Source organism: Nocardia sp. NPDC051750, from assembly GCF_044453135.1.
GTDB lineage: Bacteria > Actinomycetota > Actinomycetes > Mycobacteriales > Mycobacteriaceae > Nocardia.
Window position 1 is genome coordinate 578,202 of the sequence record NZ_JBITCK010000003.1, and the last position, 11,799, is coordinate 590,000.

Consider the following 11,799-nt stretch of genomic DNA (forward strand, 5'->3'; position numbering starts at 1 on the left):
ATGACGTCGCAATTCACCGTTTCCGGCCTCACCAAAACCTATGGCAGCAACGTCGTCGTCGACCAACTCGACCTCACCATCGAGGAGGGGGAGTTCCTGGTTCTCCTCGGACCGAGCGGTTGCGGGAAAACGACGACTCTGCGCTGTCTCGCGGGGCTGGAAACACCACAGGGCGGGGCGATCACATTCAAGGACCGGTCCGTATTCGATGCGAACGCACGCCTGGATGTTCCCGCGCACAAACGCAATATCGGGATGGTTTTCCAGTCGTACGCGCTGTGGCCGCATATGACCGTTCGCAACAATATCCGCTATCCGCTGAAGGTGCGGAAGATGAAAGAAGCCGTCGCCGAGGGGGCGGTGGAGGCCGCGGCCGAGATGGTCGATTGCGGACAGTTGCTCGACCGGTATCCCTCGCAGCTCAGCGGCGGGCAGCAGCAGCGGGTGGCCGTCGCCCGCGGTCTGGTCGCCCGGCCGGATCTGGTGCTGTTCGACGAACCGCTGAGCAATCTCGACGCCCGCCTGCGCGATCAGGTGCGCACCCAGATCCACCAGCTGCACCAGCAGCTCGGATTCACGGCCGTATTCGTCACCCACGACCAGTCCGAGGCCTTCGCCCTGGGCGACCGGCTCGCCATCATGAAGGCGGGCAAGATCGAACAGTACGACGCGCCCGAGCGGGTCTTCGAGAACCCGGTATCGGATTATGTCGCCGCCTTCATCGGGATGAGCAACCGGTTGTCGCTGCGCCGTGGGCACGACGGCTGGTCGACCGCCGCAGGTGACTCGATCGACCTCACTCATGCGGTGGTGCAGGACTCCGCCGATCGGCACAACACCGCGGTGGCCCGGCTGCGCCCCGACGATGTGCTGTTGCACGCCACCGCCGACGATGTGCCGCTGGGCAATGTCGCCCTGCCCGCCGAACTGGTGACCTACGAATACGGCGGACGGTACTTCGATGTCACCGTCGAAACCGGCGGTGAACAGCTGATCCTGCGGGCGCCGGCCGCCCAGCACAGTGCGGCGCTGCGCGGCAGTCGTCCCGGGGCGCCGCTGGTCGTCAGTTTCTCACCGGCGAGCCTGCGGGTCTTCGCGGCTCCGGGTACGGAGCGCGCCGAAACCCCGGAACCGGTCGCCGTGAGCGCGGGAGGGCACGCCTGATGGCCACCGCGACCACCGCCGTGAGTCGTCCCTTCGCGCTGCCCGCGCACTGGCGGGCCCGGGCCGGCTATCTGGCGCTGCTGGCCGTTCTCGCGTATCTCGTGGTGCTACCGATGATCCGGTTGCAGTCGCTGGCATTCGAAGACGGTGCCCGCGGCTACCGGGCGCAGTACACCCGCTTCGATATCGCCGAAACCATCGGGACCACCGTCGCGCTCGCGCTGGGTTCGCTGGTGATCGCCATGGTGCTCGGTACCCTGCTGGCCTTCGCGGCGAGCCGGCTGCCGGACCGTCTGGGGTTCCTGCGGATCATCCCGATCCTGCCGATCGTGATGCCCGCGGTCGCCAATATCGTGGGCTGGGCGTTCCTGCTCTCACCGGGGCCGGGCTACCTGAATGTCCTGCTGCGGAAGCTGCCCTGGTGGAGCGGTTCGGATTCCGGGCCGATCGATGTGTACACGGTGCCCTGGATCATCATCCTCACCGGCTTCGGGCTGACATCGTTCGTGTACCTGTTCGTCAGCGCCGGAATGCAGAACATCGGCGCCGAACATCTGGAGGCTGCGCAGATCAGCGGCTCCTCCACCGTCGGGGTGTTCTTCCGGGTGGTGCTGCCGCTGCTGCGGCCGTCGCTCATCTACGGCGGCGGTATCGCACTGCTGCTGGGGCTCGGCCAGTTCACCGGCCCGCTGCTGCTCGGACAGAACTACGGCGTGAAGGTACTGACGACCGAGATGTATCGCCGAGTGTCGGAATCGCCGTCGGATTTCGCCGCGGCGGCCGCCGCCGGATCGCCGCTGGTGATCTTCGGCCTGGTGCTGGTGCTGATCCAGAAAGGTCTGCTGGGCAATCAGTCCCGCTTCGTCACCCACGGCGGCAAGGCCTTCGCGCCGGCGGCGGGGCGTTCACTGTGGGCCACGGTGACGATTGTCGTCTACGCCCTGTTCGCGCTGATCATCCCCATGCTCGGGCTGATCATCGTCTCGCTGACCCCGTACTGGTCCGGCTCGCTGTCCTGGGATCTGCTCACCTTGGACAGCTTCCGTGCCCTGGCCGCCGACAGCGCCATCGTGGATTCGGTGCTCACCAGTGTGTCGACCTCGCTGGCCGCCGTGGTGATCTGTGTTCCGCTGGGCTATCTGATGGCCACGCTGCTGGTGCGCGGCCGGCAGTTCAAGATCATGGCGTTGCTCGCCGATCTGATCACCGCACTGCCCCTGGGCATTCCGGCGGTCATCTTCGGTGTCGGCTTCCTGCTCACCTATACGGAGCCACCGCTGATCCTGTACGGGACCAAGACCGTGATCATCCTGGTCTACATCGTGTTGATGCTGCCGTACGCGACCCGCATGCAGATGACCGCCATGCTCTCGCTCGGCAACACCTACAGCGAGGCGTCGGCAACCAGCGGCGCGTCCCCGCTGGTGACGAATCTGCGGGTGATGTTGCCGCTGATGCGGCCCACCATTCTCAGCGCCGTCGCCCTGATGTTCATCCTGCTCACCCACGAATTCGCCGCATCACTACTCGTGCGTGCCTCGACGACCCAGGTGATGGGCACCCTGCTGTTCGATCTGTGGCAGAACGGTTCCTACCCGCTGGTCGCGGCGATGGCGCTGCTGATGACCGCCGTGACGACCGCCGGAGTGGGGGTCGCGATGCTGATCGGTGGCCGGAATGTGCTGAACAAGCTGTGAGCCGCGATCTGCTCACGGTATCTCCGTCGAAACACGAAAGGTCTGCCATGCCAACGGGTCCCTCGAGGCTGAACGACAAGGTTGTCCTGGTGACCGGCTCGACCGGCGGTATCGGCGTGGAGATCGTGCGCCGGCTCGCCGCGGAAGGCGCCACGCTCGTGGTGACCGACCTCGGCGAGGCGGCCTGTACCGAACTCGTGGGCACTCTCGACGGGCCGGACCGGCATCTGGCCCGGCCCCTCGATATCGCGGGCGAGGACGACTGGCGTGCGGTGGTGTCCGCAGTGGACGACCGGCACGGGCGTTTGGACGCACTGGTCAACAATGCCGCGATCGGCAGCCTGGCCTCGGTGGTCGACGAAGACCTGGACCGCTACAACCGGGTGGTCGAGGTGAGCCAGACCGGAACTTGGCTGGGTATGAAGCACGCGGGCACGCTGATCGAGCGGAGTGGCGGCGGCGCGATCGTCAACCTCTGCTCGATTCTGGGCACCGTGGGCGGCTTGGGGAACAGCCTCGCCTACGCGGCCGCCAAGGGTGCGGTGCGGACGATGACGAAGAACGCCGCCCTGCACTGGGCCACGAAAGGTGTGCGGGTGAACTCGATCCACCCCGGGTTCATCGAAACCGAGCAGCTGCTCGCGCGCTACGAAGGCAGCGAACGGCATCGCGCCATGCTCGCGCACACCCCGATGGGGCGCCTCGGCCGGGCCGACGAGGTGGCCGCCGCGGTCGCGTTCCTGGCCGGTGACGATTCGACCTTCGTCACCGGTACCGAGCTCTATGTGGACGGTGGCTGGACCTGCGCCTGAGTACCGGTGCGATCCGGCGTGGATGTCTCCACCGGATGAGGGTCGAGACATCCACGCCGGTGCATCTCGCCGGCTGTCACGCGTCGAACGCCCGGGCGACCGCGAGGCTGTCCTCGTATACATGATGGCGGGTGATCAGGCCGTCGGCGACTGTGAGGTGCAGCGCGAAGCGGGAGCGATAGGGTCGCCCGGTGGAGCGCGCGGTCTGCCGGATTTCGCCCAGTATCACCGCCTCCGGGCCGTCGACCAGAATGCGTTCTATGACCGTGCCGGCTTCGTCGGGTACGTGGTGGCGGGCGAGTTCGCGATAGTGTGCGGCGGCGTCGGCACGAGTCGCGCGATGCCGTATCCACGGTGTCGCGATACGGCCGTGCTCGTCATCGGGCCAGTCCAGTTTCCAATCGATATCCGGTGCGTAGAGGGCGGCGATCGAGTCGGGATCGCCCACACCGATGCGGCGGAGCAGCTCTTCGGCGACCGTGCGGGTGGCGCTCGTGGCAATATCGTTCACGACCCCGATCTTGGCGGGGCCGGTACGATTCGTCGATTACCTCGAAGGTAATGCTCTGGGCTACCCGGCCCGGTTCACCGGCAGAGCGTGAAGAAATCGACTCCGTCGTGGTCCTCGGCAGCCAGACAGCTCCGCGCAACCAGCACATCGAGGTGCGCGAGGGTCTCGCATGTCGCCACCATCTGGTTGAAGGTGTCCAGGGACGAGAACGCCCGCTCGCGGCGGGTCCAGGTCAATGCCCGGGCAACGTCGAATCCCGTACAGGGCGCGAGATCGATGACCGCGGAGCGGATCTGGTCGAATCGGCGCTCGTGGTGGGCCAATAATTCACGCGCTCGTCCGCCGGCGCTACCACCGTCGGGGCCGTGCGCGGGCAGCATGGTCTGCTCGTCGGCATCGCCGAGCAGAGTGAGTGACCGCAGGAAATTGTCCAGCGGTAGTTCCCAGGTGCCGAGTTCGAAGCCGATGGACGGGGTGATGGTGGGGAGCAGATGGTCTCCGGTGAACAGCAAGCGGCGTGCCGGATCGCGGAATACCAAGTGTCCCTTGGTGTGGCCGGGGGTGGGCAGGATTTCCAGAGTGTGGCCGCCGAGTGTCAGTGCTCCCGGGCGCAGCCAGCGGTCCGGAGCTTCCCAGTCGGTGGGATCGAACGGCTCGTCGATGCTGTCGGCGTGGACCCGGTCGGCGAGCCCGGCGGCCCCTGCACGGCGGAGTTCGCGTAGCGAACTGTCCGGCACATTGTTGCCCAGTTCCCGGATCGCGTGCAGGCCCGCGGATTCACCGGCGCCGAGGTGCACCCGGCTGCCGTGGCGCCGCCGCAGTTCCACCGCGAAGGTGTAGTGGTCGCGGTGGATATGGGTGACCAGCACATCGTGGATATCGGCGGGGGAGTGGCCGATCAGCGCGAGCCCGGCGGCGAGTTCTCGATAGGTGTCCGGGCGGTGCCAGCCGCCGTCGATCAGGACGAGCCCGGTGCTGGTTTCCAGGGCGTAGACGTTCACCGCGCGCAATCCGTCCTGCGGTAACTGCAGCGGGATGCGGTGGATACCGTCGGCGACCGGATAGCAGCCGGGCTCGGCCCAGTGCGTGCTCATTCGCCGCTGCCGGCCAGGGGCACCATGGTCTGCTCTTCGCCGAACCAGATCATCCGGCGGCCGCGCATGGCGCCGACATGCTGTACGGCGGCCTTCCATTCGGGGCTGGCCAGCGCGGCATCGAGCGCCTCGCGCGATTCGAAGCTGAGAATCGACAGGCCGTCCCAGCCGGCCGATTTCTCGTCGGCGGTGTCGAGGAGTTCGGTGTGCTGCCAGCGCAGCAGCCCGGGCAGTGGATAGGTCACCTCGGCGTGTTCGCCACGCCACCATTCGATGAATCGGTCGTGCGACCAATCGCTGGGCCGGGAGGCCAGCACGATGAGGTTGTACATCGGTTCTCCTAACTGAATTCTGTTCTGGTTGAGTGGACAGGCGGCACCGCTGTTCAGCTGTCGGTGTCCGGCGTCGGGTTACCCACGTCGCCGCTCCGGGTGTATCACCGGTGGCGAGACGCCGCTAGGCCGCACCTGTCAGGCGTGGACCATTCGTACCGCCGTATCGGTGACGGTCTCGGTGATCTCGGCCAGGGTCAGCGTGCCGTCGGGGCGATACCACCGCCAGACACTGATCACCACGGCCAGGACCATCCGGCCCAGAATCTTGGGATCGCCGCCGGTGAATACGCCCGCCTCGATCCCACGGGCGATCAGTTCGGTCCAGTTCTGCTCGATCTCCTGGACCAGTTCACGCGACCGCAGCCGTTCGGCTTCCTCTTTCGCGGATTGGCGCGGCTGGGCCAGCAGGTCCATATGGTTCTGCAGAATGCGGCGCTGCAACGCATCGATCGGCTCGGCCCGCAGGGCGGCGGCCACCGCGGCCCGCAGGGCCTTTTCGGGATCGGCTTCGTTCTCGGTCGCCGAGACGAAACGGTCGACCGAATCGGCCAGTTCCAGGCGCATGATCGTGAGCAGGCAGTGCGCCTTCGACTCGAAGTAGTGGTACAGGGCGGTCTGGCCGATCCCGACCTCGTCGGCGATGGAGGCCCACTTCGTATGCTCGTAGCCGATACGCCCGAACTGCTCGATAGCGGCCGTCAGGATATTGCTGCGTTTGGACCGCGGGCTTTCCCGGCGGGCCCCGGTGTCAACGGTCATGAGTGGAGTGTCCCCCAATTATCGACTGTGCGCGGATTCGTCAACTCTACCCCACCTGATATGAATTCGAATCGGCTGCCGCGAGTCGCGTGGCGAGCTGGATCGCATCGGGCCGGGACAGTTTCCCCACCCGGTTCTGTGGCAGGTCCGCGACACTGAACAGGTATTCCGGCCATTTGAATTTGGGAAAGTCCGCCGCCGCGAGCTGGTCGGTGATCGTGGCCAGCGTCGGCTGTGCACCGTCGGCGACAACCAGTGCCGCGGCGCGTTCGCCCAGTAGTTCGTCGGGCACCGGGACCACGCAGACCTGCACGATTCCGGGCAGTGCCGCGATCGCCGACTCCATTTCGTTGATATCGATATTGCGCCCACCCCGGATGATGATCTGTTTCTGCCGGCCCATCACCCGGATGGAACCGTCCGCGGCCACCTCCACCAGATCGCCGGTGGGCAGGAATCCGTCCGCGGTCAGGTCGGGCGGGACCGGGACGCCACCGCGGGCATAGCCCACGAACAGCGAGGGCCCCTTCACTTGGGCGTCACCGATCGCACCGGCGGGCAGCGGCGTTGCCGATTCGCCGACCGCGCGGACGACGGTGCCCGAGAAGGGGCGCCCGTCGCGGCCCAGCCGGATTTCGGGGGGATCGTCCAGTCGTGGGGTCGTGTGGCCCAGGCATTCCGACATCCCGAACACCCGGAGAAAGGTGGTGCCCAGCTTCGTTTCGGCCTCGGCCAGGGCCCGCTGGTTCATCGGACCGCCGCCCACGGTCATTGCGCGCAGACCCGCCAGCCGTCCGGCACTGTTATCGGTGACCGAGAGCTGCAGGGCCATGGTCGGTACCAGCATTGTCCACGCGACCCGGTGCTCGGCCATGGTCTCGAGCGCCGCCTCCGGAGACCACCTGCCGAGGGTGACCATGGTGCCGCCCAGGAAGGCCGGGAGATACATACCGAAGCAGAACGCCGCCACCGACGACAAGGGCACGAACGCGCCCACCGATTCGCCCGGGCGCAGGCCGACGGTGTCGATGGTGCTGCGGCAGGCGTAACGGATGGCGTCCTCGGATTGGACGACGCATTTGGGCCGGCCGGTGGATCCGGAGGTCATCGCGATAGCGCTGCCGCCGCGCCACCGCTGCACCGGGCCGAACGGCGCGGCGCGCGCCCGCAGCAGATGATCGCCGAAGGCGGTGACCGCGGACGGGAACTCTGTTTCGGGCACGTCCCAGTGCCGCAGGGCCGCGGCGTCGCCGACCACCAGATCGGGGTCGATATCCGCGAGCGCGAGCCGGAATTCCGATTCGGTGGCGTGCGGGCTGAACACGGCCACGACCCCGCCCCGCAGGCCCACGGCCAGGGCCGCGGCGAGCGTGCGCCAGGTGTTGTCGGCCTGGATGATCACCGTCGGCCCGCGGTGGTCGACGGCTGCGATGCGGTCGGCGAGCGCGGTCGCCGTCGCCATGATCTCGCCCACGGTGTGCTGTCCGAACTCGTCGATCACGGCGATCTCCGCCGGAGCCCGCCGGGCTTGCTCGACCATCTCCTGCGCCAGTGCTTTCATGTACCGTTCCTCGTGCCGCTGTGCTCTCTGTTTACTCGCTGCGGGGTCGCCGTGGGGCGGTTCGGCCCGCTCACGGCGGCGGGACCAGCACGGCGCGGCCGGTGATCGCTCCGGACCGCAGCTGCCGGTAGACCTCGACCGCCGCGGTGAGCGGATAGGTCTGCGCGGTGACGTGCAGCGCCCCCCGTCGCGCCATATCGACCACGGCCGCCAGATCCTCGCGTGGTCCCCAGAACGGCGCGGTGATTCCCCAGCCTGCCGCCAGCCCCACGTCTTTACCGGCCTCGAGACGTCCGCCCGCACTGCCGACCACCGATAATCGCCCGCCGGGCGCCAGCGCGGCGGCGGCCGGGGCGACCGTGTCCGGTGCGCCGGCGAAATCCAGAATCAGATCCGCGCCCTCGCCCAGTGCGCCGGCCGCGGAACCGAGATCGCCGAACACTGCGTCCGCTCCCAGCCGGTGAGCCATATCCCGCGCGTCCGGGCGGGTGTCCACCGCGACGATGCGGCCGGCACCGAAATCGCGCAGTACCTGAAGGGCGAGATGACCGAGGCCGCCGACACCGATCACCACGCATACACTCTGCGAGTCGACGAGATCGCGGTGTTCGCGGACCGCGTGATAGGCGGTGAGACCGGCGTCCGCGAGCGGTGCGCAGAGCACCGGATCGACACCGGCCGAGCGCACCAGGAAGCGGGATGCGGGAACGAGCACCGCTTCGGCCAGGCCGCCCGGATAGCCGAGCCCGTTGCCGATCGGTGCCCCGCGACCTTCCCGCGGGCGCAGGCGCAGACAGTAGTTCTCCCGGCCCCGCAGACAGTTGCGGCAGCCGCCGCAACCCCAGATACCGTGCACGACAACCTGTTCCCCGAGCCAGCCTGCCTCGGCCGACGGTCCGGCATCCACGACGGTCCCCGCCACCTCATGACCGAGCGTGAGCGGCAGCGGATAGTCGAAACTACCCGCGGCGGCATCCATGACGTGCAGATCGGAGCGGCACAGCCCGGCCGCCGTCACCCGGACGAGCAGTTCTTCGCCCCGGGGCCGCGGCGTGGGGATTTCCCGGAGTTCCGGTTCGGCGCCCCACGCGGTGAGTTGAACGGCCAGCATCAGCGCGCGGTCCAGCCGCCGTCGACGACGAGCGCCTGCCCGGTCATATACGAGGAGGCGTCCGAGGCGAGGAACACCACGGCCCCGTCCACCTCACCGGTGCGGCCGCCCCGCCCGAGCATGGTGTTGCGGCGGACCCAGCCCGCCGATTTGTCATTGCTGAACAGCCCGTCGGTCATCTCGGTATCGAACCAGCCGGGCACCACCGCGTTCACCCGGATACCCCGGCGGCCCCACTGACCTGCCAGCTCACGGGTGAGCCCCAGTACTCCGGCTTTCGACGCGGCATAGCTCGCGCCACCGATCGGTGCGGTCGAGACCAGGCCGATCACCGAGGAGATGTTGATATACGACGCGCGTTCCCCCTCGGGGAGCCGGCCCGCCGCGTAGGTGGCCAGGTGGAATCCGGCGAGCAGGTTCAGCTCGAGGATGGCGCGGAATTCCGCGTCGGTCTCCTGCTCCGCATTCGGCGGCCCGGGCCGGCCCGCGTTGTTGACCAGGATGTCCAGGCGGCCGGATAGCTCGTAACAGCGGTCGACCAGTGCGGCGCGGTCGGTGGGGTCCGTGACATCGCAGCGCACCGGGACAATCCGCGGGTCGGCTGCGGCGAGTTCCTGTATCCGGTCCATCCGGCGGGCGGCCGCGTAGACGGTGGCTCCCGCCCCGGCGAGCGCCCGCGCGAAACCGGCGCCGAGGCCGGAGGACGCTCCGGTGACGACGGCGACCCGGCCGTCCAGTCCGAACAGGTCGTGCAATGCCGGTGTATTCATCTGTGCCGCCTCTCAGTACACCGCGGTACGGCCGCCGTCGACCGGGATCAGCGCACCGGTTGTATATCCGGCGGCATCGCTCGCGAGATGGGTCACCAGCCCGGCGATCTCGGCCGGATCGCCGAGCCGTCCGGCGGGCAGCCGGTCGACGATCTTGCCGATGAACTCGTCGTCCCAGTGCTCGGACATATCGGTGGCGAATCCGCCCGGCATCACACAGTTCACTCGCACCGCCGGTGCGTACTCCTGGGCGAAGGCCATGGTGAGCGCGTTGAGTCCGTTCTTGGCCGCGGCGTACATCGCTTCCGGCGGGCTCGGCCGCACCGCGCCGATACTCGAGATATTGATGATCGAACCCCCGCCGGCGGCGGCCATCCGGGCCCCGGCGACCGCCATGAGGCGGAACGGGCCCTTCAGATTCACTTCGATGGTCTTGTCCCACAGGCCTTCGGTGACCGACGCCAGATTTTCGGCGAGCGGGGCGATTCCGGCGTTGTTGACCAGGATGTCGAGGCTGCCGAAGCGCTCGATGATCCCGTCGACGGCGGTTTCCAGGGTGTCCCACCGGCCCACGTGCAATTCCAGTGGGTACGCGCTGCCCGGCCCGTCGCCGAGCGCGGCGACCGCGGTTTCACAGGCCGCGAGTTTGCGGCTGGAGACGATCACGGTGGCGCCTGCATCGCGTAGTCCGCGGGCAATGGCCAGGCCCAGTCCGCGGCTGGCGCCGGTCACCAGCGCCACCTTCCCGCTCAGATCGGTTGTGCTCATCGGTACTTCTTCACCTCGAGACGCGCGATGGTGCGCAGATGGACTTCGTTGGGGCCATCGGCGATCTGCAGGGCGCGGGTGATGGCGTGCATCCGCGCGAGGACGGTGTCGTTGCTGACCCCCGCCGCACCGTATGTCTGCACCGCCCGATCGACGACGGTATGCGCGACCTCCATGGCCGCGACCTTGATCGCCGCGACCTCCGAGCGCGCCGCGGCGTTCCCCTGCGTGTCCATCAGCCAGGATGCCTGCAGGGTGAGCAGCCGGATCTGGTCGATCTCCATCCGGCTGCGCGCGATCCACTCCCGCACGACCCCGCGGTCGGACAGTGGCCCGCCGAAAGCGGTTCGTTCCAGTGCCCGCCGGCACATGAGATCCAGGGCGCGTTCCGCCATTCCGATGGCCCGCATGGCGTAATGCATCCGTCCGGGACCGAGCCGGCCCTGGGCGATCGCGAAACCGTCGCCCTCGGCGCCGAGCATGTTCTCCGCCGGGACCCGCACATCGGTGAACTGCACCTCGCCGTGGCCGAGTCGGTCGTGGAACCCGAACATCGGCAGATCCCGCAGCACCTCGATACCCGGTGCGTCGGCCGGTACCAGGATCATGCTCTGCCGACGGTAGGCGGGGGCGTCCGGATCGGATTTACCCATGAAGATGATCAGTTTGCAGTCCGGATCCAGGATTCCGGAGATGTACCATTTGCGGCCGTTGAGCACGTAGTGGTCACCGTCGCGTTGGATGGTCGAGGTGATATTGGTGGCGTCGGAACTGGCGACGGCCGGTTCGGTCATGGCGAAGGCCGAGCGGATCTCGCAGTCCAGCAGCGGTTTCAACCACTGCGCTTTCTGCTGTTCGGTCCCGAACATGGCCAGAATCTCCATATTGCCGGTATCCGGGGCCGAACAGTTGATCGTCTCGTTTCCGATGATGGACCGGCCCACCATTTCGGCCAGCGGGGCGTATTCGAGATTGGTGAGCCCGGCGCCGAGGCCGTCGTGGGTCATGAACAGATTCCACAGGCCCTGCCGCCGGGCCTCGGCCTGTAGTTCCCGCATGATCGGCGGCTGGTCGTGCGGGTTGTCCGCGGCGGCGACCTGTTCGTCGTAGACCCGTTCGGCGGGGTAGACGTACTGCTCCATGAAGTGTTCGAGCCGGTCGAGCAGCTCTCGAGTGCGGGCGGAGTAGGAGAAATCCACGGTGCGGCTCCTGAATCG

Annotated in this window: 12 protein-coding genes; 3 read left to right on the plus strand and 9 right to left on the minus strand. The window is 67.6% G+C overall.

Translation table 11 applies throughout. The features are described 5' to 3' along the window. The 3 genes from ACIA75_RS16335 to ACIA75_RS16345 are packed head-to-tail and all read left to right on the plus strand — an operon-like array spanning position 1 to position 3,673. On the plus strand, positions 1-1,164 hold the full coding sequence (locus tag ACIA75_RS16335; RefSeq protein WP_397104500.1) for an ABC transporter ATP-binding protein: 1,164 nt from the start codon (positions 1-3) through the stop codon (positions 1,162-1,164). After that, complete coding sequence (locus tag ACIA75_RS16340) at positions 1,164-2,861, plus strand: ABC transporter permease (RefSeq protein ID WP_397104502.1); 1,698 nt, start codon at positions 1,164-1,166, stop codon at positions 2,859-2,861. Before ACIA75_RS16335 ends, ACIA75_RS16340 begins: the two co-directional genes overlap by 1 nt. Before the next feature lie 47 nt (positions 2,862-2,908). Further along, positions 2,909-3,673, plus strand: coding sequence for an SDR family NAD(P)-dependent oxidoreductase (locus ACIA75_RS16345; protein ID WP_397104505.1), 765 nt, complete (start codon positions 2,909-2,911; stop codon positions 3,671-3,673). 76 nt (positions 3,674-3,749) lie between these two features. Here the strand turns inward: ACIA75_RS16345 and ACIA75_RS16350 are convergent, their stop codons facing one another. The 9 genes from ACIA75_RS16350 to ACIA75_RS16390 all read right to left on the minus strand — a co-directional run bounded on the left by ACIA75_RS16350 (position 3,750) and on the right by ACIA75_RS16390 (position 11,781). Continuing rightward, the gene (locus ACIA75_RS16350) at positions 3,750-4,184 is read right to left on the minus strand and encodes a nuclear transport factor 2 family protein (protein ID WP_397104507.1); all 435 of its coding nucleotides are present in this window, start codon (positions 4,182-4,184) and stop codon (positions 3,750-3,752) included. A 74-nt stretch (positions 4,185-4,258) separates the two neighbouring features. After that, the gene (locus ACIA75_RS16355; protein ID WP_397104509.1) at positions 4,259-5,278 is read right to left on the minus strand and encodes an MBL fold metallo-hydrolase; all 1,020 of its coding nucleotides are present in this window, start codon (positions 5,276-5,278) and stop codon (positions 4,259-4,261) included. Next, on the minus strand, positions 5,275-5,610 hold the full coding sequence (locus tag ACIA75_RS16360) for an EthD family reductase (RefSeq protein ID WP_357231829.1): 336 nt from the start codon (positions 5,608-5,610) through the stop codon (positions 5,275-5,277). Before ACIA75_RS16360 ends, ACIA75_RS16355 begins: the two co-directional genes overlap by 4 nt. 138 nt (positions 5,611-5,748) lie before the next feature. Then, positions 5,749-6,372 carry a TetR/AcrR family transcriptional regulator gene (locus ACIA75_RS16365; protein WP_397104511.1) on the minus strand — a complete coding sequence of 208 codons (624 nt, stop codon included), beginning with the start codon at positions 6,370-6,372 and terminating at the stop codon, positions 5,749-5,751. A 46-nt stretch (positions 6,373-6,418) separates the two neighbouring features. Then, positions 6,419-7,933, minus strand: coding sequence for a class I adenylate-forming enzyme family protein (locus ACIA75_RS16370; protein WP_397104513.1), 1,515 nt, complete (start codon positions 7,931-7,933; stop codon positions 6,419-6,421). 70 nt (positions 7,934-8,003) lie between these two features. Next, the gene (locus tag ACIA75_RS16375; protein ID WP_397104515.1) at positions 8,004-9,044 is read right to left on the minus strand and encodes an NAD(P)-dependent alcohol dehydrogenase; all 1,041 of its coding nucleotides are present in this window, start codon (positions 9,042-9,044) and stop codon (positions 8,004-8,006) included. Further along, positions 9,044-9,814 (minus strand): SDR family NAD(P)-dependent oxidoreductase, encoded by a 771-nt coding sequence (locus ACIA75_RS16380; RefSeq protein ID WP_397104517.1) that lies wholly within the window; start codon positions 9,812-9,814, stop codon positions 9,044-9,046. The genes ACIA75_RS16375 and ACIA75_RS16380 overlap by 1 nt, the downstream gene beginning before the upstream one ends. Positions 9,815-9,826: 12 nt before the next feature. After that, positions 9,827-10,582 (minus strand): SDR family NAD(P)-dependent oxidoreductase, encoded by a 756-nt coding sequence (locus ACIA75_RS16385; RefSeq protein ID WP_397104519.1) that lies wholly within the window; start codon positions 10,580-10,582, stop codon positions 9,827-9,829. Next, positions 10,579-11,781 (minus strand): acyl-CoA dehydrogenase family protein, encoded by a 1,203-nt coding sequence (locus ACIA75_RS16390; protein WP_397104521.1) that lies wholly within the window; start codon positions 11,779-11,781, stop codon positions 10,579-10,581. The genes ACIA75_RS16385 and ACIA75_RS16390 overlap by 4 nt, the downstream gene beginning before the upstream one ends. Positions 11,782-11,799 lie beyond the last annotated feature (18 nt).